This is a genomic window from Peribacillus sp. TH27 (genome assembly GCF_016650915.1).
Classification (GTDB): Bacteria; Bacillota; Bacilli; order Bacillales; family DSM-1321; genus Peribacillus; species Peribacillus butanolivorans.
In genome coordinates this window covers 2,268,560-2,289,563 of the sequence record NZ_JAEKEV010000002.1, presented here as the reverse complement: position 1 = coordinate 2,289,563, position 21,004 = coordinate 2,268,560, and the positions used below count along the sequence as shown (strand labels likewise).

Sequence of the window (21,004 nt, the reverse complement as noted above, 5' to 3'; positions counted from 1 at the left end):
CATCCATAGACCGCAAGGCACTCCAGAATAGTTGAAGACTAAAATATGGACAAAGTATAATGAAATATGTAAAGAGTTAAGATACCTTTTTGCAGTGTCTAACTTAAGGGGGGAAATCGTAATGAATGAACTGAACGCATTATTCCGAAAAAGAATAGGGCTGCTGGAACATGAAAAAGTGACTTTTGAAAAATTAGATGAAATTCTTGAAAAGACAGCGAAAACAATTCCCTTTGAAAACTTATCCATCATGGCATCTCATCTTAGTGACATCAACAAAGAAAATATCATGAACAAAGTTCTTGTGAGAAACGAGGGGGGACTTTGTTATGAATTGAATACGGCGCTTTATTTTTTCCTAGTGGAAAATGACTTTGACGTTTTCTTAGTTCGCGGCGTAATTTACAATCAAGGGTGGATGACCATAGGTAGAACCCATGTCGCCATTCTATTAAATCATGAAGGTCAAACTTATTTAGTCGATACGGGATTTGGAGGGAATTTACCTTTAAAACCAGTACCGTTTAACGGAGAAACCGTTATTTCTCAAAATGGTGAATTTCGAATTAAAAAGGAATGTAACGAACATGGAGATTATATTTTTGAATTAAAGCTGAAACATAAAGATCCCGATTGGAAAATTGGGTATGCTTTCGATTCTTCAAAGACCGTAGAAAATGTTGTGGAACTGAATGAGATTCAAACTATCATCAGGGAAAACCCAAAATCACCTTTTAACAAACATCCTTTAATCACTCGACTTACAAATAGCGGGAACATCACTTTAACCGATACATCCTTTACGCAGTGGGACGACGGGAAAGTGACAAAAGAAGAAATAGATAGCACACGATTCAAAGAGATAATGAAACAGTATTTTGATAGATAAGAGATAACGAAAGAAAGTTGCCCTCCCTCAGGCTGTCGAGAAACCTTTGACAGCCTTTTTTATGTTCCTTAACCTAGACATTGAATTTGTTAGGGTGCATACGGGAACCATTACTGTACGACCTTGAAGGAAGGAGACAATCTGATTTTGTTATCCTTATTAAATGCAGGACAATCACCCTTCCTTGTCGAACTAAGTACAAGAGAAGAGGCTGATGAAAATGAGTAATGCAAAATACAAATTTTATTATGTGAATGGGGAAACAGAGGAGTTAGAGACGAATGAACCCTATACTGATGAAGCCAATAGTATTCTGAATCTGCAGTTAATTCAAAATGCGACATGGTTACAAGCAGGTGGGAAGCATATCAACTTAGCTAATGTAATTAGTATCGAATTTGCAGGAGACCAAGATAAACGTAAATTAGAGCAAATTAAGTTTAGGCCTAATAAATAAAGCACCCAATACGGGTGTTTTTTTTTATCATTTGTTATAGTTTTAATTGAATAGGTGAAAAGGGAGGGATTCAAAATGGAGAAGAAAAATCGATTAGTTTTTACTAGATCAAACGCTGGTACTAAACGGAAATTCGATGAGGCTATTACAATTCTGGAATATAGCGTAATGCTTGTTGAACTCTTCGACTTAAAAGAATTTAATAATGTTATTGCCGGGCAGTTAAGACTAATTCTATGTGAGAACAAATATACACGAATAAAGAGGGAAAAAGTCACCATTGATAACTCCTTAATAAAGAAAATCAATCCTAACCCGAAATTGTATCCCGTTAAAGATTTCATTGAAATAAGCAAAGAAGGCAATACAGAAATACCCGAAGAACTTTTCGATTACACTAAGCCGAGGATTGATTTAAATATTTGGCGAAATCAAGTAATCTATAAAAGTAGTTTAGGGGGCATTCTCCAGGAAATTACAATCTTAGATTTTATTAAGGAGTCTGCTCAAAAGAGTGGTGGTGCTCACGTGGAATCAAGTCTTCCTGAAAAGTCTTTTATGGTGGACGAGCATGCCGAAAGTATTTTAAGGTGTATAGCAAGAGGATTATTTAGGTCTATTGGTAGAGATTTTGAAGAACATTCTTCTATGAACCTTACACATATAATAAAGAAAATTGAAGAATCAAAAGCCTCCGAATAGTTTCTTTATTGTAAAAAAGGGGGGGATTTACCCTTACTTCATGACATGACAATCACATTGCCTGAAGATTGAGTAAAAAGCATTTAGGGGAAGATATAACAGAAGGCTGAGTAAAGGTAAGTTCTTTATGTAATGAGTAGAAGAAATTATCCAATTAAGTCTTCAATTGTAGCAGGTTAGGATAACAATAAAAGACGATTTTTCCACCTAGAGTAGGAAAAGTCGTCTTTTTATTTGTTTATAGGTCAGGAGATAAACCGGAATAAACCCACTAAATGAAAAAACAGTATGAAAGGCACTATTTTTTTGTCCTGAGCGTACTCCACAATTTCTGCATATTTAATTGGTACGATGTATTCAAATGTTAAAGGAGGATTTATTACATGCTGAAAAAAAGAATAAAAATGCCCATCATTTTATCATTATGTGCAGCCCTTTTCTTAGTATTGGGTGCATGCTCCAACACTAATGATGAAAGTAAAGAAAATAAGGAAGACAAGGATCATAGTAATATGGACATGAACCATTCTAGTTCAGGTGATGTTCCTAAAGGTTTAAAAGTAGCTGAAAGTCCAACCTATGAAGTCGGAAGTCAAGCGATTATAGAATCAGATCACATGGAAAGTATGAAGGGTGCGAAAGCAACAATTGTTGGTGCCTATGATACTACCGCTTATGCTATTTCGTATACTCCTTCAAATGGTGGAGACAAAGTGGAAAATCATAAATGGGTTATTCAAGAAGAGCTTAAAGATGCTGGCGAGAAAACGTTAGAACCTGGAGCAGAAGTTACAGTAGATGCATCCCATATGGAGGGGATGGATGGTGCAACTGCTGAAATTGATTTTGCTGAAGAAACGACTGTGTATATGGTTGATTTCACTCCGACTAATGGTGGAGAAGAAGTTAAAAACCATAAATGGGTAACAGAAAGTGAATTAACATCGGCTGAATAATGTTGAAACAACAAATTTTTACGTTCAAATCAAAGGTTAGCCAGTTCTTACTGGTTAACCTTTTTTATCATTTCCCGCCGGAAGACTCCCTTTTCAAGCATGTGAAGGGCGAGAGCCCAACGATAAGGGGGAGATGAATGGCGGTTTGGCATAAGCCAAAGTAATCTTTTGACAAACATACGTTCGGTGGTTAATAATAACTATAAGGGGGTGAAACCAATGGTCGTAAACAAAGCTTATAAATTTCGAATCTATCCAACTAAAGAACAACTAGTTCTAATCAATAAAACGATCGGCTGTTCCCGTTTTGTCTATAACTTCTTTTTAGGCAAACAAAAGGAGAAAGATGCCTACTGGTATATCTGTGAAGAAATGAAGCAGAACGGCCAATTACCCTCTAATGAAAGGAAAGGTTCTTTTCTGAATAAATACGCAACAATCAAAGAACTTCCAGCTTTAAAGAAAGAGTATTATTTCCTGAAAGAAGTAGACAGTATTGCCTTACAGAAATCGGTGGAAAATTTAGCAGATTCCTATAGTCGATATTATAAAAAGCAAAACAAGTCACCACGCTTCAAATCGAAAAAGAATCCTATCCAGTCCTATACGACTAAACATACGAATGGGAATATTGGAATTGTTGGAAAAAAAATCAAATTGCCAAAACTCGGTCTAGTTCGTTTTGCTAAAAGCCGCGAAGTCGAAGGGCGAATCATCAATGCCACAATCAGGCGGAACCCTTCGGGTAAATATTTCATTTCCGTTTTAGCGGAAACCCATGTACAAGAACTTCCTAAAACGAATCGTTCGTGCGGTGTAGATGTTGGTTTGAAGAATTTTGCTATTCTTTCAGATGGTACGGTCTATCAAAACCCAAAATTCTTCCGGACGGTCGAAAAGAAATTGGCCAAAGCACAACGGATTCTTTCAAGGCGACAAGAAATAGCCTTGAATCAAAATAAACCATTGGCTGAAGCTAAAAACTATCAAAAACAAAAACGAAAAGTGGCTATCCTACACGAAAAAATTTCAAATGCCCGAATGGATTACTTACATAAAGTTTCTACCAAAATCATCAAAAACCACGATGTGATTGGAATGGAAGACTTGCAAGTGTCGAATATGATGAAAAATCAAAAACTAGCTAAAGCTATTAGTGAAGTATCTTGGTACCAATTCAAAAAAATGTTGGAATACAAAGCAAAATGGTATGGTAAACAAATCGTGACCGTATCTAAAACGTTTGCTTCTAGCCAATTGTGTTCTAGCTGCGGTTACCAAAATAAAGACGTTAAACATCTGAATCTTCGTGAATGGGATTGTCCTTTTTGTACTACTCACCACGATCGAGATATTAACGCAGGACTCAATCTAATGAATGAAGCCATAAGGCTTCTAACCGTAGGAACTACGGGAGTAGCCTAATTAAAAATTGGCCGATAGGCTAATGTTCTTAGGAATCCCCCACTTCAATCAGACCGTAAGGTCGATAAGTGGTGGGTAGTTCAATTGTTATGTTGATTATTAATAAAGATTACAGAATGGGAGATACAAATCCATGACTCTAGGCCCGCGTGTCCTTAAAACAGGAATTGCTGTTACATTGGCATTGTTAATTTGCTCGATCTTAAATTTGCAGCCTGCAGTGTTTGCAGGGGTGGCAGCTGTTTTCACGATACAGCCTTCTATTTATCGTACATGGAGGCATTTGTTTGACCAAATCATTACCAATGTAATTGGTGCACTGACTGCGCTTTTTTCTATTCATTTCTTGGGGGATAGTCCAATTATGATTGGACTTGTCATGATATTGGTAATTTCGCTATGTTTGAAATTGAAAATGGAAAGCACAATACCGCTTACACTCGTTACGGTATTAGCCATCATGAGTGCTCCAGGTAATGAAAGTCTACACTTTATATTAAATCGTTGTTTAATCATTTTAGTTGGCATTGTGTGTGCAATGATCGTAAATATTGCCATCTTCCCACCAAAATATAAACGAAATTACCTTGATAAAGTTCAATTGATTTTTAACAATCTTTCTTTATTATTACGTACGGCATTTTCCAAGGAAATGAAGGCAAAATCTTTTCAAGAACACTATGCAAAATTAATTAAAGACATTCCAAAACTAGAAGAACAATATAAGATTTTTGATGAAGAAAGAGGGAACCTTGTAAAACTAAACCAGCTGGATGTTAGGGAAATCGTAGTATTTAAACAAATGCTGAAGACCCTCAAGCAGGCAGAACAAGTAGTAGAAAACATTGATGAACATTATTTCCAGAGTAAGACGAATGAGGAGGAAAACCATCTCTTCGACCATCATCTTGAAGAGTTAATCAAAGGTCATGAATACTTGTTGCTAAAATACGAGGGGAAAATAAAAGGGGAAGATTATCATATTGAAAATGATATGGCGGAAAAAAGCCAAATATTTTTCGAGCGTGCTCTCGAAATATACAGTCAAAATAAAGAACAGAAATTACGCACAATGATTATTGCTTCTTCCATCGTAGAATATAGCCTTCAATTGCGACGATTAAGTCGATTAATCGATCAGTACCAAACGGCAAAAAGGTAATGGGAGTCATCTGATTATAATCAGGAGAAAAGGATGCTCACTGTACCATAGTATTAAAGGATCTTCATCATCGTTTGACTATTTCACTTAACAGTTTTGATATTTCGCCTTAATTTTCCAGTACACAAAAAATACAATAGTTTCAATGTAAGAGGACGATTCTGGTAAATGAATCGTTCTCTCTTTATTTTTGCTAGTTAACATTGTCATCAACTCTTCATGTGAATACTGGTAATCACCCTATTTCTGTAATAATTTTAAAAATATGTTCTAGAATTCCTATTCCCTTTACTAAAATATATAAAAATTCATGAAAACTTTACTTTTATTTACATACTTCTCGTATTGATGTCAATATTCAGTAATACATGTTTGTTATAATCGATTCACAGTTTTAAAAGTAGAATTGACTTGGGATAAGGGTCTTCTAAAAATCTTTCATTTACAGATGAGTAAGCAGGCTGATTGAAGATGACTGAAAAGTAGGAGTGAACAAAAATGGAGCAATCTATAAATCTAAATGAACTTACATTTAACGATAAAGATAGATATGTAATCATTACGAATGCTTATCCACACGAAAAGCAATTATATCGTAATGGGTTTATCCACCGAAGAGTCAAGGCTTATTTGGCAGAGGGTTTGAAGGTCGATGTCTTTGTTTTACATCCTGCCTATAAAAAAGCAGAAAAGTATTCGTATGAAGATGTGCCTGTTTATCGAGGAACTGAACAGCATCTACGCATGTTCTTAAATCATAAAGTACATAAAAAAGCGCTCATTCATTTTGTTAATTCAAAAATGGTACAAGCGATAAAAGAAACAAGCACAGATTTACCAATTATTACGTGGATACATGGTTTTGAAACGGAGGCTTGGCATAGAAGATGGTTTAATTTTCTTGAAAGCCCTGAAAGCTTACGGAAGATTCTTGAAATGGCGGACGACTATTATGTAGCACAGCTTTCTTTTATGAATTGGTTTTATCAAACGAATGAATTGGATACAACTTTTGTTCATATTTCCAAATGGTTCAAAGAACATATAGCGGAATGTGACGCGAGAGCAGAATCGAAAAATTCAGTAATCATTCCCAATGTAATAGATGACAATCTGTTTACTTTTATAGAAAAGCCAGTAGATATGCGGACAAAAGTCCTTTCAATCAGGCCGTACGCTTCTCGGAAATATGCCAATGATTTATCGGTGAAAGCAGTGCTAGAGCTTTCAAAGAGACCATATTTCAATAAATTAGAATTTGCTTTTTATGGTGATGGAAAGTTGTTCGATCAAACAGTTGAGCCAATCCGTAATTTTGAGAATGTAACTATTCATAAAGGCTTTATATCTCAAGAGCAAATCGCTGCATTGCATAAGGAGTATGGAATTTTTCTTTGTCCAACCCGTTTGGACTCTCAAGGGGTTTCAATGTGTGAGGCCATGTCTAGTGGGCTAGTGCCGATTTCAACAGATATCACGGCAATCCCCGAATTCGTTAAACACGACGTTTCTGGCCTTCTTACAAAACCTGAGTCTCCTATCGAAATTGCGGATGCAATAGAACGCTTATATTACAATTCGGACGTATTCTTAAGAGTGTCAAAACAAGCATCGCAGTCTATTCGAGATAAATGCGCCGTAGATGTTGTTATTAAAAGAGAATTAGAGATTATCCAAGGTTAATGGAGGGGAGTTTTTTCAATATGGACGAACGAAACGAATATTGGAAAACTATGTATGAGGAACTAGAATTACAAATGAAAGACATGATGTCCATGACATTAGAGCTCATAGAGAACGATAGCACTGAAAAACAAAACATTATTGAGAACGTTACAAAAGAAAATAATAGGTTGCGAGAAGAATTAGAAAAAAGTAAGTTAGCCCAACAAGAAAACATTAAGCTAAACAAAGAGATACGTAGACTTAAGTTATTAGAACACAAATTCAACGTTACATATATAGGGAAATTCACGTTGAAATACCTTGCACTCAAATCATCTATGAAAGAACAAATAAAAAAATAGAAATTCATATCACATTTCAGTCATTGGAGTGAAAACTTTGAGTTCACATGAATTAGTGCGTAACAGAAAAATGAAGGTACTTCTATTTGGCTTTATTGACATGAATTCAATGGATGGATCTGCAGTATTTTTATCTTCCCTAGCTTCGACTATTGCGTTAGATTCTAACATCGAGGTAGATTTACTTTTAGCTAGCCCAGTCAAACGCGATATATTAATTCAGCCACTTGAGAAATTTGACAATATAACGATTCTTAATCCTTTTGTTGATCCTTTTTTTAATGCCACCGATGAAGAATGGGTAAAAAAAGGTGTCATTAATTTTGATATTGCTGAAATGCTCATTTCTCATTATTGGAGTCAAAAGGAATATGATTGGCTATTTGTAAGAAGCATTGAGACTGTTGAAAAAATAGCAAGGCATAAGCATATCATAAAGAATACATTGGTTTATGCTACAGGCTTAACTCACATAGGTCAGGATGTTAATGAAGAAAAATTTGAGAGCATCAAAAATATATACAATCAATGTGCTTATTTCTTATGTCAAACAGAAGAGATGTGCGAATTTGTAATTGAGATTCTTAATTTGAATAAAGAAAAAAACAAAGTTTCCCTGCTTACCCCGATGATACCAAACGTTGAATCAGCAGGAGGGGAAGATCGGTTAAAACACAAACTTGTATATACCGGGAAATTTGACCCTGATTGGAAGACGATTCCTATCATTACTGCTTTTAAAGAATTAAAGCGTGAGATTCCGAATCTTTCACTTGATATAGCAGGGGATAAATTCAAATGGGTTAAAGGCGATTCTCAGTTTAAGGAAGAAGCAACATATCTCCTGGAACATACAGAAGGGCTTACATGGTACGGGGCAGTGACGAGGGAGAATGCTCAACAATTAATAGTGAACAGTGACATTGGGATAACCTGGAGAAGTGAGGAAATGGACAGCAGTCTGGAACTGTCTACGAAGTTATTGGAATACGGAATTTTAAGGAAGGCTGTAATAATGAATCCAACCAAAATGCATTTAAAGCTTTTTGGGGAAGATTACCCGTTATATGCTGTTACAGAGAAGGATTTCCGTGACACAGTCAAATTAGCTTTATGTAATAAGGATATTTATGAGTTTGCAGCCAAACGAATGTATCAAGTTAGCAGGCAGTTTTTGTTTTCGGAAGCATTAAAAAAACTGCAAGGGCTATTATGGAGTAGACGTATTACTGATTATTTATATAAAAGTGGAAATGCATATTATATTGATGAAGATGACTTTGATGAACTAAATAAGCATGTACCATCCCATCAGGTAAAAAAATTGCCTGCAGATATAAATGTTGAAGAAGTTTTCACCTATATTTTCAAAAGCATTCCAGAAGAATTAAAAAAAGTAGAAAAACTTGTTAAGCTGTCTCGGTTTGGTCAAATCATTCAAGCGGAAAATGCAGGATGTTTTACCTTCCTTCAAATTCATAAAAGTTATAGCGGCTTTGAGGAAAACTTTCAAAATAATTTGCCATATCTAAAAACTATAGGATTTGAAACCAATAGCACTCCAAAATTAAAACCAAAAGACATGGAAATTTCAAAAAAAGAACGGATAATTGTAGAAAATAAAAACAATGATGTGAGAGTGAAAAACAAAGAATTTGTTAAAGAAGTAAAGAAATTAAAAAAACTGAACGCGGTTCAACTTAAACAAATTACTAAGCTAGAAAAACAAAACCTAGCACTTGGACGTAAATACGATTCACTTTCGAAGTCGAAAATGGGTAAGATAACATTTAAATATTGGGATTTAAGAAAAAGGCTTAACTTTTAAGAAGGGGAAGGTTTTTTTGAAGCTGACTAAGTAGACAATGCAATGGAAAAGACTCAAAATAGAAAATCATTAAATTGTGAAACAATAGCAGCTTCCTTGTTGCTGATATTTCAGAAAGCTATATGTCCCCTGAGAGATTAAAGTCAAAATCAGACTCAAGACTCCTTTCCAATGTAAACGTCAAGTAGCCCTAAATACACGATGAAAATTGTGTTTTCGGGGCTGCTTTTTGTTTGCTTCCCTTTTTACCGGTACCTTGCATATGGAAGGTACCGGTAAAAAGGGAAGACTTGATCTATTTCTTCTTTATTCGTTACATCCATATTTGGTAGGTGTAGGTAAGGATCATATACACTTATTATTATCTTGTTCGTCAAGTTTAGCACCCAGTAAAATCATGCAGTACCTAAAAGGAAGATCCTCAAGAATTCTGCAGGATCAATTCCCTGAGCTGAAAAAGAAGTATTGGGGGACAACATTTATGGGTAAGAGGCTATTTCTGAGCCACAGTAGGAACGATGACAGAAGAAACAATTAGAAATCATATAGCTAATCAAGTCACTGAAGAAAAGAACGGCATATTCAGGATTGAAGACTGAATATGTCGAAAAAATTTATTATGCTTAAGGACTTTGGGATGACTTTAGTCGTCGACATATATGTCCAAATCCACCTGCTTTAGCATGTGGTCGTTTAAGGCGTGTTAGCGGTTTTATTAATTTGGCTGCATTTCTAAATCCTTAATTTTTACATTTCTTTGAGCAAAAACTTTTTTTACCACCTTTAGAGCATTCAAGACACGGGGGAAGCCTGTATAGGGAATCAAGTGCATGACAGTTCCAACAATTTCATTTGGAGTTAATCCAATTGTAAGTCCTGTGTTGATATGCAATTCCAATTGCGGCTCCGTACCTAGAGTTACAAGAGAAGAGATTGTGGCAATCGTACGTTGATGATTAGTTAAGCCCTCTCGTGAATAAATATCTCCAAAAGCAAATTCAACAATATAACTCTCTAAATCAGGTGCAAGTTCTTTAAATTCGTCTACAATATTCATGTGTGTTCCAATTTCCTTTTTATCTGTTAAAGTATACTCCTTTATAATATCTACACCTTGTTGGTAACGAGTTTTTTCCATGTTATTTTCCTCCTAAAAAATCATTTGTATTTGACAGAAATAACTATAACGCAGTTTTCTTTATTCGTAAAATACATATAACTCATGCAATTCATTCCTTTTTTTCATGATTAAAAAGGTAATTCAGCTGGAATATACTGGATAAATTCACGAACTGCAGGTGTATTGGGCTACTTCTATAAAGTAAGTGAGGAGAACTAAAAGCCCCTGAACGCTACCTAGCGTACAGGGGCTTTTGTCATTTATATCGAGAAAAGGAGCAGGGGAAATGATTATGATAATTGACCATCTTGAAACTTTTTATGTATGTTGTCCATTTTAAGATGACGTTAATTTAATCAAACTTTATTTCAGTATAAAAAGGATTTTACATCATATTCAACTGTTTTATAGATCGTGACAAAGATAATAAGTTGATTTCAGATGCACTAGAGACATTTGGAAATCAACTATTACTTAGTGTGCAAAAGTATGTCCGTATGGTAACACCGTGGCCGAAGCGATGTACAACGCGTTTAGAAATGAATTCGCAAACGGGGCACATGTCGCTTCGCTTGAACAGCTGGCTCCTGAACTAGATAATTGTATATTGGTTTAACAACATTGACATTCATGGAACACTTTATTATTTGACACCAGTGGAATTTCAGCGATGGTACTTATAAAAGTCGTTCAATTTAGTGTTGACATACCCTCTTTGCTTGCCCGTTCTTCAAGTTAAATCGCATCCTCTTTCTCAATATTTCGAATCGCCGAGTAAGCAATTGTTACTCCGACTGCCGCGAGCGCTAATTGAAGAGGAATGAAAGTCACCATTGAGAATGCTGGATTAGAAGCACAAGCAATCATCACTACTATAAGGGATGAACTTATTGTGGCCGGAACAGAATGTTTACGCATCCCAAAATACAATGGAATTAAGCTGATTCCTGCTGTGGCAATGGAATATGGAATCATTTTTAAGGCCTCTCCAAAATACTGATTTGCAGTTATTGAAAATGGAACAATGGGAAAATAGCTATTTATGATAGTAAATGATCCCGCAACAATGATATTAGTCACCAACATGGTGATAAACGTCAGCGCAGCTATAAATAACAGTTTGCTAGCAATCATTTTCTTTCGATTAATGGGATATGAGAACATAATCAAAATGGTTTTGTTTTTATATTCCTCAATGACTATTTTCGCAATCAATACTGCGGCAAACACAATAAATGTAGCTCTCACCATTGCGCCGATCATTACAAAGGCTTCTTGATACATTGTAATCATTGAATCTCTTTCCTGCTGTTCTAAATACATAACGAAACACAGTATAGGTGTCATGATTATGTTTGCGATAATCGTACCTTTTATTTTGTTAAATAGCTTTCTACCATTTCTTGAATCGATAAATCATCTTCCACTAGCAAAATATTAGATTGCATTTCTTACCGCTCCTAACTTTTACATATATTAACACTTTTAATTATACTCCAAGATCTATTGAACGTGAAAAAATGTGGAAACCATTCTAGCAGAAATTCTATTGGTGAATACAACAGAAAATGTCAATTAATTCTCAAAACTTGTATTACTAAATTAAGAGCGATCATCACAATATTGAATTAGTGAAGCTTCTACAGTATCCTTGATATTATAATATTCTGAAAAATACAGGGGGAGAAATGATGGAGGAGAAAGTGCTAAAAGCGATTCAAGATGATTATCCAGATGCATTTGCATGGTGTTATGGATGTGGTCGGTTAAATAAAGATGGTCATCATTTTCGAACGGGTTGGAAAGGAGAACAAACTAGGACAATTTATACACCACGCTCAGAACATATTGCAATTCCAGGCTTCGTTTATGGCGGCTTAATTGCATCGTTAATTGATTGTCATGGAACAGGTTCGGCTGCATTGGCATTGCATCGAAAAAATGGGCATGAAGTTGGGGATGGAATAGAGCCTCCTCGGTTTGTAACAGCTTCATTAAAAGTGGAATTTGTAAGGCCAACTCCAAATGATGTTCCATTAATAGCGGTTGGGAGGATACAAGAGATTCATCCTAAGAAGTGGAAAATTGATACAGAAGTATTTGCAAATGAAACACTTTGTGCTCGTGGAGAAGTTGTAGCAGTGGTGATGCCAAGCACTTTTACAAGCAAAGAACAATCCCTAGCATGATGAGTCATAAGTAATCAATGCAACGGATCCTTCAGTTGAGAAGAAGTAAGGCCTAATAAAAGCTTTATAAGAAAAAGAGTATGTGACCGTCCAAGCATTTTGGACGGTTATTTAGTGCACCTAGCAAGTATCTTCAAAATCAAAGAATGAAAGACAGTGCAGGGCAGAATGTTTTAACATACATATTCACCTTAGCTTGATGGAGAAAGTCCATCCAAGTGGGTGATTCCAAGGCGGATGCGCTTTTTGTACCAAAATACCGATGTAACTGACAGCGCATTTTTTGCAAGTTAGAGCTATTTAGTTACATGTGGCTGGAAATCACAAGCGAAATTTCAGTTTATCAATATACTTAAAATATAAGCAAAGGGAGGTCGCAAAGATGAAAATACAGGTAGAGATAGATGAGGAGGTCCAAGCGATAGAGGTACTTATCCGAAATCATGAATGGAATGAGGAAGTGCAAGAATTAATGGAGCGCTTGAAGGAGAGAAAACGACCATATTTTGTTGGCAGGAAAGAAGATATGCAGCATGTTTTCAGGGCAGAAGAAATAATCTGTTTGTTTACAGAGCAAGATTCCATAATGGTGCGGACGAAACAAGGGACTTTTGAAATGAAAGAAAGATTATATGAACTGGAAAAGGACCTTCCAGGTAATCAGTTCGTTCGATTATCCAAATCGGTGATCGCAAATCTAAATGAGTTAAGCAGATTTGAGGCATCTTTCAATGGAACTTTATGCGTTTATTTTAAGTCAGGGGAAAAAGAATATGTTTCTCGACACTATGTTCAAGGAATTAAGAAAGCATTTCAATGGAGAAGGAAGGGATTATGATGAAAACACTTTTGTTTCGTAGTTTTGTAGGGATTTGTTTTGGAGCACTCGTGATGGTATTGACGTGTTTTGGAGTAATAGGTTTTGGTGATGTGACCTCATTAGACAGTGGGATTTTCGTGAAAAATGCGATAGGCTGCCTATTATGTGGCTGGTTTTTCAGCACAGCAACTATATTATTTGAAATAGAGAAATGGAGTTTATTATCTCAGACTATTCTACATTTTTTGACTGTTAGTATACTATACTTTCTTCTTTCTTTCTTTGTTGGATGGATTCCATTTAGTTTAAAAGGGTTAGTAACAGGAATTGGTATTTTCCTACCATTCTATGCGATCATCTGGATTATTTTCTATCTCTATTTCCGCTACCAAGTGAAAATTTTGAATGATGGGTTAGATAAGAGAGGGAATTGAGAGAGGATGGACAGTAATTTTTTAAGGTAAGAGAGATAAGTAGTTTCAGTAATAATGTTTTTACCTGATTGAGTTGCTTTTTTAGCAGCTCTTTGTTTATTGGCTCCTGCCTTCTGATGATTCTTCTTACATATCAGGACAAATACTTTTCGTAAATGGTGGATCAATCGCTACCTGATAAATTGTCTGAAAGGCCCCCTCATTTCCTAATATTTAGCCTTTTCCTAGAGCTATCCCCACAAAGAAAATACGAATATCTTATACAGTTTTTTGGTATATCTGACACATGTTACGTCAAAGGTAAAGCGTATTTAATGTCTCCTAAGAATAGTCCATATTGACAGGTGCTTTACTTCAATAAGAGAGTTGCTTTGGCAGCTCTTTTTTTTATGGAACTATCGGGGCAGGTTACGATAAGCGTAGTTGTAGATTTATAATAAAGTTTGATTGTTTCTAAAAAAGATTGATTATTTTTTTTATGATTTGATAAGAACTCCCTTTAAATATGGAATAAAATTGAATATTTATTCCATATATTTATTGTTAACTATATCGCTTTATGATATATTATTTTTAGATGTATCATAAAGTGATATAAAAAGGTAGGGTGAAAATGAAATCATTAGAACAGTTAACCGATTCTGTATTTTATATTATGGCAGGATTTACAAAACCAAGACATGGCTATGCGGTGATGAGTTTGATTGAAGAATTAACGAATGGGCAAGTAGTAATTGGACCTGCATCGCTATACACAATTATTAAAAAGTTAATAACCGAATCCTATATTGAGCTATTTGATGATTCAGATTCACGTAGAAAAGTATATAAATTGACAAATAAAGGTAGATATGTGTTGGAACAAGATATTTTGAGACGTAAAACGATGCTTGATTTCGCTGAAAATGGATTAAAAGGGGAGAACTAAAGTGGGGGAAACAAAATTTATAGTTTCAAACGGGATTGCTTTTTCAGAAAAAAAAGATTTAAAAATGCTAAGAAAGTATGCTGCAAAAGGATGGATTGTGAAACGCTTTAAAAAAATGGGATATGAATTAGAAAAGGGTGTTGCTGAAGATGTTATTTTTAGTCTTGATGTAAGAGAATTAGCAGAAAATGAACTAGAAGAATATATTGAAATGTTTGAATTGGCAGGGTGGGAGTATATTTGTTCAAGTTATAATATGCACCTATTTAAAGCGAGACCTGATACAAAGCCAATTTATACAGATAAGGAAACAAAACAGGAAAAGATAAAAAACCTTAGAAAACCAGTTATATTAGCAGTTGCCATCAGTATGGCTATGCTCATTGTAAGCTATATAGTTTTTTCAGTAAGTTCAGGATTATTAAGTACAATATTTTCAAAACTTTTTTTATTATCACTTGTCATTACTATTCCAATGTTAATGACATTAATGGCGACCTACTACCATTCGTTTCGAACAAAATAATATGGAAAGTGAATTTGTGAGTTTATAAAGAAATGGTGGTTATTATAACTTATTCGCTTACCAAAATTATCAATCTTTTTTATAACATTTTCGAGAGCTAAATCCCTTACATTTTGATCAATCTTTGTTCAAAACGTAGGGGATTCTTTTTATGATGAAATGAATGTTTTCAGCAACTTTTTAATCGAACTTTATTTTAAGCCAACAGTAGTGTATTTGAACTGTGCAATAAAGAATTTTATGGATAAAACCTAACTTCTTGTAAAAAATAAGATAATAATCTACAAGGAGACTTAATAATGAAAAAAATAGCCATACTCTTTCTTATCTTTTTCATTTCGTCTAGTAGTGCTACTGAAGCAAAAAACACAATTGAAACAATTCCTCAAAACAAGCCACCTTCCATTATGGAATTAGCTTTTCTAAGATATCTTGGTGGAACCATTCTTGAAGTTATGGAAAAACACGGTGATAGTCAATTATTCACATTTAATAGAATTGAAAAAATTTCAAGAGATATTCAAAATGATACATATGAAGTGTCATTACATGTAATTGGATATGAGGGACCCATCAACCCGCCTTTTAAGTTAATTCAAATGACTATTCGTATACCAGGAAAAAAATATACTAAATATAGTGTGATTTCATACAAACATCGGTATATTAATGACAAAGAATTGAATGAGCTAACTAAATATGTTGCAGATTAAATTAGATTTCATAATTTCGCAGTTTGTGTCCATTCTACAATAAGTCTTAATGAACGGGTGCGTTAGCTGAAGATCAGAGCTGTCTTTAAGGCAGCTTTTTCTTTATGCCTCTATCGGGGCAGAATAGTTGAAGAAGGATTGATAACTTTTTTCTAATTAGGAAAGATTAGAAAAGATGTGTGTTTTTATATAAAAAAACTTATTGTACTGATTTTGATTATATCTCTATTTACTTTAGATTCAGTTGGAGTGGATGCACTCAAAGAATGCCCAGAGTTAAATGAGTTAGTAGAAATATCAATAAGGGATAAAAAAGAAGTAGTTAAAGCATTAAAATATTAATTCCTAAAACTTACGAAGTAGGAGATTATCCTGTAATTCGTTCGAATCAATTACTAAAGGAATGTCTCCCGAAGAAGCGTTTAATTATGTTCCAAGTGTCATTGAGGTGTTACTTACAGGCTTCCATTTCCCTACTATTATGTCTAGAGCGACTTCGATATTACCACTAACTTCATTTTCATTGGGCTTTTCGGTTATAATGAAGTTGGAAGTCTTCGTTTGCGATTATGTGGAGACCCGAATTTTATATTATCTGAGGTAGTATACCTTACTTATCAAAGGAGTTTATTCATCATGAATGTGCTACAAAAAACACAAAAAATAGTTCGCTATCAGAATCAACAGGGCAAAATACATTACGGTATTGTTGAGGATGAGATGATATTACAACTGTCTAGCAGTTTTGCTGAACTTGTCAACAAGGAAATAAAGTATGACGGGGTAGAGCTGAAATATAGTGACGTTAAAATTTTGGAACCTGTAAAACCTTCTAAAGTGGTTAATTTCGGCTGGACCTATGCAGGTCATGCGAAGGAAACAGGGGGAGAGGCAAACCTTGTAGAACCATTTCTATTTTTAAAGCCATTATCTGCGCTTATTCCAGACAAGGAGAAAATTATCCTTCCTCCAAACGATCTATCCAACCAAGTAGAACTTGAAGGGGAAGTAGCCTTGGTGATTGGAAAGCGCGGAAAAAACATTAAAGAAGAAGATGCGCTTGATTATGTGTTTGGTTGCACAATATTTAATGACGTCACAGCAAGAGATCTTACAAAAAAAGATCCACAGTTTACGCGGGGCAAAGGATTTGATACGTTCGGACCTTTGGGGCCGTGCATCGTTACCGGGGTAGATCCTACAAATTTACGGATTGTGACCACTTTAAATGGCCGCGTTGTCCAGGACGGGAATACCAATGAAATGTCTTTAAGCATTCCGTATCTAATCAGCTGGCTTTCGCAGGTAATGACACTTGAGCCAGGTGACATTTTGGCCACGGGTTCACCATCTGGCAGCTGCCCGATCAAGTCAGGGGATGAGGTCGTTGTTGAAGTCGAGAATATCGGTCGGTTATGTAATGAGGTTCAGTAGGATTTGCCAGTATTCTTAATGCTAAATATGAAAATGTTCATAAATAGATGAGCCGACTTTTTAAAATGTTACAGGGGACATCGCAATAAAAAGAAAGAAGAGTTTCTTTGTACTTGCATTCGCATGTGGTACTGCTAGAGAAACGGCAGTATTAAAAGAGCTTGGTGTCAATTTATTTGAGATAAATGATAAACCTGATGGTCAATGGCTAAATATAGTTGAGTATTGAATCATTCCTTAATGAACTAACGGTGCGTTAGTTCATTAAGGAACACAAAAATGATCAATCTTTTTTATAAAAGAATAATCAAATTAAATAGTATAAGGGCATGTTTTGATTAATCTTTTTTCAAAACATGCCCTTTCTATTTATTCATATATAGGTTTCTTGTATTAATTTGATAAAACTTTGTTCAAAGCTACAGAAATATGATATGAAAATTTTGTAGGTTTTCACTTAAACTAAAGAAGCAGATACTTCAAAAAGGATTATTGAAAACTTTATAGAATTTAAGAGCTGAGAGGGAGGGGGTTCGGAGTGCTTAATGTTGAGATTAGAAGGCCAAGAACTGAGAACATTAAAGAGTTAAATCATTTTTTTAGGGTAGTGATTACAGACACGTTTACTAAAGAAGGTATCGGAGAGAAGTTGGATGATATAGAAGATGAAATCGAAGCTAAGAAAAAATACTTAGAAAGTGATCTTGAAAGCAATGGGGAAAAACGATATTTCTTGATTGCTTTAGATGATGATAAAATTATTGGTTCAATCGAATACGGTCCATCAAGCGAGCTGATATGCAATTGTACAAAAAATGCTTTAAATAAGCTAATTGAGGTAGGTACAGTATTTGTTCATCCTGACTACCAGAGGAATGGGGTAGGTAATTTACTATTGAAGACAATGTATCATACTTTGCAGCATAGGGGCATAGAAGAATTTTGTTTAGATAGTGGATATATTCGTGCACAAAAAATCTGGAAAAAGAAATTTGGAGATCCTGATTATTTGTTAAAGGATTATTGGGATGAAGGGTATGATCATATGGTTTGGAGAATCAAGGTCAATGATTTATTAAAATAGGATATTTTGCACTCGTTCGTTGTATGCTTTTATTCAATTAGACAGCATAAATGATCTCCACAATCAGGCGCCTTTGTTATAGAGAGCGTCCAAATTGCGTGTTTAAGGCCTCAGAATTAAATAAGTTTATTGTAACTTTACAGCATCAGTATAACGCACTGTACACTTTTACTGATGCTTGATTTCAACAAATATTTCGGGAGTCGAATGTTTAACAACCGCCCAACTTCCTTGAATAGCAAGGATCGTAGGCTTTTTTATTATTAAAATTCACTTTTCACCACGTCATTTCCTTCGATAAATTCTTTATTCAATGCATAGTAATCTTTTACATCAACTATAATCCAGCGTTTGAATTTTTCATTATAAGTTAAAGCTAACCAATATTCCTCAAATGTTTCTACTATTGGTTCACTGTCATTAAATCCATTGTATCTTTTTTGTTTATTATGAAATTCTACTGGAATTCCCACTCGATATTGTTCATTTTCTTTAGATAATTTAATATTCCCAAGATTGATTCGAGTCCCTAACGCTGTTCCTTTCCAATAACTTTCATTTGTTTTTGCAAACTGAATGTTTTCCTCATAGTCTTTAACGATATTATCAGCGACTGTATTGATAATGGCGACTCTATTCTTATAGAACTATCGGGGCAGGATAGTTCAAGAGTGCATATTGATTTGTTCAACAATTGGTTCATTTTATGGAATAACACTTATTGAGCTAACTGAGGGTTGAAGAAAGAATGTTATAATAAATTTTATTATTTTACTGTTTTGCATTGGAGGTACTTAACTTGGAAATTAGAAAAGCAAGGAAAGAAGATATAAAAGGCATATCAAGAGTTTATGTTGATAGTTGGAGGACTACTTATCGTGATCTAGTACCTGACGATTATCTGGACGAATTATCGTATGAAGATGCTGAAAAAAGATGGAATGATTTTTTATATAACGAAAATGAACCTTTTATATATGTTGCAATTAATGAAACAGGGAAAATTATAGGTTTTGCATCCGGTAAAAGTATAGATGAGAAGAATTACGATGGAGAACTATATTCGCTTTATCTCTTACAGGAATGTAGAGGATTTGGTGTTGGTAGGCAGCTTATTTCAGCTATTGCTAAACATTTTAAAGAAAAAGGTATTTATTCTATGATGGTTTGGGTAATGAAACAGAATAATTCTGGACTTGGATTTTATGAACGTATGGGAGGAAAAGAATACATTCATAGGACCAGTACGTTTGGAGGAACCATAGTAGAGGATATTGCTTATGGCTGGAAGGATATCTCAGAATTATGTATTGAGTAAGAGTAATAAAGATTTACAAGCGTGTAACTTGTTTAATTAACGGACGCGATTCTTGAATAAGATTCGCTTTTCTTAATGAACTAACGGGTGCTTTAGCGCCATAAGAAGGCCGCCAATTTGGCGGCTAATATACGAACTACTTTCCTTTTCTTATTGAACTATCGGGGCAGAATAGTTCAATAGTTGAAAGTTAAGAAACAGAAGAATTTATATAGTTTAATAGGTATACTAATTTTATCATCTGAAACAAAGGAATGGAGATTTACATGAAAAAACAGCGTAACATTATTTTATACATTGGTACTTCAATTGATGGCTATATTGCAAATGATGATGGTACATTAGAGTGGTTAGAATCAACAGAAGTAGAAGGAGATTCTGGCTACAATTCACTCCTGGAAAGAATTGACACTGTTGTTATGGGAAAAGGAACTTATGATGTCATTCGTGGATTTGATATGAATTATCCGTATAGTGATTATAAAAATTATGTATTTTCTAAATCTGTTAGTGGATCAGATGAATATGCTTCATTTATTGATGAAGATGTCAAAAATTTCATTAAAAATATAAAACAAAGGCCTGGTAAAGATATATGGTTAATTGGTGGAGGAAACTTAGCTCGTGAATTTTTTAAAGAAAATTTAATTGATGAATTTCACCTAGCCATTGCACCTATTATTTTAGGGAAAGGAATCTCCCTTTATAACGGAGATGATATTACTCTAAAATACACGTTAACCAAAGTAGAAAAATTAGGTCAACTTGCTATGCTTCATTATATAAAAAAATAATTTTCATCATCTTTCCCTTTTTTAGTAGGGGAAGATTTTTACCTTTTCAACTACATTTTTTACTGAAAACCGTTCGAAAATTAATAGATGTTTATATAACTAACGGGTGTATTAGCTGAAGATCAGAGTTTAAATATAAAATAAAGCTAAACCGTTTAAAACAAAGTTAAACGGTTTGTAAAAAAATTTCATTGAAAC

General features: G+C 34.6%; 23 protein-coding genes. 20 read left to right on the top strand and 3 right to left on the bottom strand.

Annotated elements, in window-relative coordinates; genetic code table 11:
- The first annotated feature begins 121 nt into the window (after nucleotides 1-121).
- From JFU24_RS12475 to JFU24_RS31350, 10 genes are all read left to right on the top strand, one after another.
- Complete coding sequence (locus JFU24_RS12475; RefSeq protein WP_201222108.1) at nucleotides 122-889, top strand: arylamine N-acetyltransferase family protein; 768 nt, start codon at nucleotides 122-124, stop codon at nucleotides 887-889.
- Nucleotides 890-1,109: 220 nt separating this feature from the next.
- Nucleotides 1,110-1,346: a hypothetical protein gene (locus tag JFU24_RS12470; protein ID WP_053344532.1), complete on the top strand. Its 237-nt coding sequence runs from the start codon at nucleotides 1,110-1,112 to the stop codon at nucleotides 1,344-1,346.
- A gap of 75 nt (nucleotides 1,347-1,421) precedes the next feature.
- On the top strand, nucleotides 1,422-2,048 hold the full coding sequence (locus JFU24_RS12465; RefSeq protein WP_201182739.1) for a hypothetical protein: 627 nt from the start codon (nucleotides 1,422-1,424) through the stop codon (nucleotides 2,046-2,048).
- Between the two features lie 383 nt (nucleotides 2,049-2,431).
- Nucleotides 2,432-3,004 carry a YdhK family protein gene (locus tag JFU24_RS12460; RefSeq protein WP_201222106.1) on the top strand — a complete coding sequence of 191 codons (573 nt, stop codon included), beginning with the start codon at nucleotides 2,432-2,434 and terminating at the stop codon, nucleotides 3,002-3,004.
- 219 nt (nucleotides 3,005-3,223) lie between these two features.
- Entirely contained in the window at nucleotides 3,224-4,429 is a 1,206-nt protein-coding gene (gene tnpB, locus JFU24_RS12455; protein ID WP_201222104.1) for an IS200/IS605 family element RNA-guided endonuclease TnpB, read from the top strand.
- Between the two features lie 133 nt (nucleotides 4,430-4,562).
- Nucleotides 4,563-5,591, top strand: a complete 1,029-nt coding sequence (locus JFU24_RS12450) for an FUSC family protein (protein ID WP_056528993.1) — start codon at nucleotides 4,563-4,565, stop codon at nucleotides 5,589-5,591.
- Nucleotides 5,592-6,089: 498 nt separating this feature from the next.
- Nucleotides 6,090-7,274 (top strand): glycosyltransferase family 4 protein, encoded by a 1,185-nt coding sequence (locus JFU24_RS12445; protein ID WP_057217183.1) that lies wholly within the window; start codon nucleotides 6,090-6,092, stop codon nucleotides 7,272-7,274.
- 20 nt (nucleotides 7,275-7,294) lie between these two features.
- The gene (locus JFU24_RS12440; RefSeq protein WP_201182733.1) at nucleotides 7,295-7,618 is read left to right on the top strand and encodes a hypothetical protein; all 324 of its coding nucleotides are present in this window, start codon (nucleotides 7,295-7,297) and stop codon (nucleotides 7,616-7,618) included.
- A 37-nt stretch (nucleotides 7,619-7,655) separates the two neighbouring features.
- Nucleotides 7,656-9,446 (top strand): hypothetical protein, encoded by a 1,791-nt coding sequence (locus JFU24_RS12435; protein ID WP_201250019.1) that lies wholly within the window; start codon nucleotides 7,656-7,658, stop codon nucleotides 9,444-9,446.
- A gap of 262 nt (nucleotides 9,447-9,708) precedes the next feature.
- Nucleotides 9,709-9,984, top strand: coding sequence for a transposase (locus JFU24_RS31350; protein WP_207198782.1), 276 nt, complete (start codon nucleotides 9,709-9,711; stop codon nucleotides 9,982-9,984).
- 177 nt (nucleotides 9,985-10,161) lie between these two features.
- Here the strand turns inward: JFU24_RS31350 and JFU24_RS12425 are convergent, their stop codons facing one another.
- Entirely contained in the window at nucleotides 10,162-10,584 is a 423-nt protein-coding gene (locus tag JFU24_RS12425; protein ID WP_201222098.1) for a carboxymuconolactone decarboxylase family protein, read from the bottom strand.
- Nucleotides 10,585-11,301: 717 nt separating this feature from the next.
- The gene (locus JFU24_RS12420) at nucleotides 11,302-11,889 is read right to left on the bottom strand and encodes an ABC transporter permease (RefSeq protein WP_242489031.1); all 588 of its coding nucleotides are present in this window, start codon (nucleotides 11,887-11,889) and stop codon (nucleotides 11,302-11,304) included.
- 368 nt (nucleotides 11,890-12,257) lie between these two features.
- Here JFU24_RS12420 and JFU24_RS12415 point away from each other — a divergent pair, with 368 nt between their 5' ends.
- The 8 genes from JFU24_RS12415 to JFU24_RS12380 all read left to right on the top strand — a co-directional run bounded on the left by JFU24_RS12415 (nucleotide 12,258) and on the right by JFU24_RS12380 (nucleotide 18,694).
- Nucleotides 12,258-12,755: a PaaI family thioesterase gene (locus tag JFU24_RS12415; protein WP_201222096.1), complete on the top strand. Its 498-nt coding sequence runs from the start codon at nucleotides 12,258-12,260 to the stop codon at nucleotides 12,753-12,755.
- Between the two features lie 382 nt (nucleotides 12,756-13,137).
- Complete coding sequence (locus JFU24_RS12410) at nucleotides 13,138-13,593, top strand: LytTR family DNA-binding domain-containing protein (protein WP_098176513.1); 456 nt, start codon at nucleotides 13,138-13,140, stop codon at nucleotides 13,591-13,593.
- Complete coding sequence (locus tag JFU24_RS12405) at nucleotides 13,590-14,009, top strand: DUF3021 domain-containing protein (protein WP_236694850.1); 420 nt, start codon at nucleotides 13,590-13,592, stop codon at nucleotides 14,007-14,009. The genes JFU24_RS12410 and JFU24_RS12405 overlap by 4 nt, the downstream gene beginning before the upstream one ends.
- 613 nt (nucleotides 14,010-14,622) lie before the next feature.
- Nucleotides 14,623-14,937 (top strand): PadR family transcriptional regulator, encoded by a 315-nt coding sequence (locus JFU24_RS12400; RefSeq protein WP_201182725.1) that lies wholly within the window; start codon nucleotides 14,623-14,625, stop codon nucleotides 14,935-14,937.
- Between the two features lies 1 nt (nucleotide 14,938).
- Nucleotides 14,939-15,463 carry a DUF2812 domain-containing protein gene (locus JFU24_RS12395; protein ID WP_201182723.1) on the top strand — a complete coding sequence of 175 codons (525 nt, stop codon included), beginning with the start codon at nucleotides 14,939-14,941 and terminating at the stop codon, nucleotides 15,461-15,463.
- A 299-nt stretch (nucleotides 15,464-15,762) separates the two neighbouring features.
- Nucleotides 15,763-16,176, top strand: coding sequence for a hypothetical protein (locus tag JFU24_RS12390; RefSeq protein WP_201182721.1), 414 nt, complete (start codon nucleotides 15,763-15,765; stop codon nucleotides 16,174-16,176).
- A 636-nt stretch (nucleotides 16,177-16,812) separates the two neighbouring features.
- On the top strand, nucleotides 16,813-17,610 hold the full coding sequence (locus JFU24_RS12385) for a fumarylacetoacetate hydrolase family protein (protein WP_053344548.1): 798 nt from the start codon (nucleotides 16,813-16,815) through the stop codon (nucleotides 17,608-17,610).
- Between the two features lie 538 nt (nucleotides 17,611-18,148).
- Nucleotides 18,149-18,694: a GNAT family N-acetyltransferase gene (locus JFU24_RS12380; protein ID WP_201222094.1), complete on the top strand. Its 546-nt coding sequence runs from the start codon at nucleotides 18,149-18,151 to the stop codon at nucleotides 18,692-18,694.
- Nucleotides 18,695-18,957: 263 nt separating this feature from the next.
- Here JFU24_RS12380 and JFU24_RS31345 read toward each other — a convergent pair whose 3' ends face one another.
- Complete coding sequence (locus tag JFU24_RS31345; protein WP_446728175.1) at nucleotides 18,958-19,317, bottom strand: hypothetical protein; 360 nt, start codon at nucleotides 19,315-19,317, stop codon at nucleotides 18,958-18,960.
- Between the two features lie 176 nt (nucleotides 19,318-19,493).
- Here JFU24_RS31345 and JFU24_RS12370 point away from each other — a divergent pair, with 176 nt between their 5' ends.
- Both JFU24_RS12370 and JFU24_RS12365 read left to right on the top strand, forming a co-directional pair.
- A complete protein-coding gene (locus tag JFU24_RS12370) occupies nucleotides 19,494-20,012 on the top strand; it encodes a GNAT family N-acetyltransferase (protein WP_201222090.1) in 519 nt (172 codons plus the stop codon).
- Nucleotides 20,013-20,278: 266 nt separating this feature from the next.
- A complete protein-coding gene (locus JFU24_RS12365) occupies nucleotides 20,279-20,806 on the top strand; it encodes a dihydrofolate reductase family protein (protein WP_201182713.1) in 528 nt (175 codons plus the stop codon).
- Nucleotides 20,807-21,004 lie beyond the last annotated feature (198 nt).

What these genes read in the sequence shown, in the direction of transcription:
- JFU24_RS12475 (WP_201222108.1), top strand. Translation starts at nt 122, where the DNA reads ATGAATGAACTGAACGCATTATTCCGAAAAAGAATAGGGCTGCTGGAA.
- JFU24_RS12470 (WP_053344532.1), top strand. Translation starts at nt 1,110, where the DNA reads ATGAGTAATGCAAAATACAAATTTTATTATGTGAATGGGGAAACAGAG.
- JFU24_RS12465 (WP_201182739.1), top strand. Translation starts at nt 1,422, where the DNA reads ATGGAGAAGAAAAATCGATTAGTTTTTACTAGATCAAACGCTGGTACT.
- JFU24_RS12460 (WP_201222106.1), top strand. Translation starts at nt 2,432, where the DNA reads ATGCTGAAAAAAAGAATAAAAATGCCCATCATTTTATCATTATGTGCA.
- tnpB (WP_201222104.1), top strand. Translation starts at nt 3,224, where the DNA reads ATGGTCGTAAACAAAGCTTATAAATTTCGAATCTATCCAACTAAAGAA.
- JFU24_RS12450 (WP_056528993.1), top strand. Translation starts at nt 4,563, where the DNA reads ATGACTCTAGGCCCGCGTGTCCTTAAAACAGGAATTGCTGTTACATTG.
- JFU24_RS12445 (WP_057217183.1), top strand. Translation starts at nt 6,090, where the DNA reads ATGGAGCAATCTATAAATCTAAATGAACTTACATTTAACGATAAAGAT.
- JFU24_RS12440 (WP_201182733.1), top strand. Translation starts at nt 7,295, where the DNA reads ATGGACGAACGAAACGAATATTGGAAAACTATGTATGAGGAACTAGAA.
- JFU24_RS31350 (WP_207198782.1), top strand. Translation starts at nt 9,709, where the DNA reads ATGGAAGGTACCGGTAAAAAGGGAAGACTTGATCTATTTCTTCTTTAT.
- JFU24_RS12425 (WP_201222098.1), bottom strand. Translation starts at nt 10,584, where the DNA reads ATGGAAAAAACTCGTTACCAACAAGGTGTAGATATTATAAAGGAGTAT.
- JFU24_RS12420 (WP_242489031.1), bottom strand. Translation starts at nt 11,889, where the DNA reads ATGTATTTAGAACAGCAGGAAAGAGATTCAATGATTACAATGTATCAA.
- JFU24_RS12415 (WP_201222096.1), top strand. Translation starts at nt 12,258, where the DNA reads ATGGAGGAGAAAGTGCTAAAAGCGATTCAAGATGATTATCCAGATGCA.
- JFU24_RS12410 (WP_098176513.1), top strand. Translation starts at nt 13,138, where the DNA reads ATGAAAATACAGGTAGAGATAGATGAGGAGGTCCAAGCGATAGAGGTA.
- JFU24_RS12405 (WP_236694850.1), top strand. Translation starts at nt 13,590, where the DNA reads ATGATGAAAACACTTTTGTTTCGTAGTTTTGTAGGGATTTGTTTTGGA.
- JFU24_RS12400 (WP_201182725.1), top strand. Translation starts at nt 14,623, where the DNA reads ATGAAATCATTAGAACAGTTAACCGATTCTGTATTTTATATTATGGCA.
- JFU24_RS12390 (WP_201182721.1), top strand. Translation starts at nt 15,763, where the DNA reads ATGAAAAAAATAGCCATACTCTTTCTTATCTTTTTCATTTCGTCTAGT.
- JFU24_RS12385 (WP_053344548.1), top strand. Translation starts at nt 16,813, where the DNA reads ATGAATGTGCTACAAAAAACACAAAAAATAGTTCGCTATCAGAATCAA.
- JFU24_RS12365 (WP_201182713.1), top strand. Translation starts at nt 20,279, where the DNA reads ATGAAAAAACAGCGTAACATTATTTTATACATTGGTACTTCAATTGAT.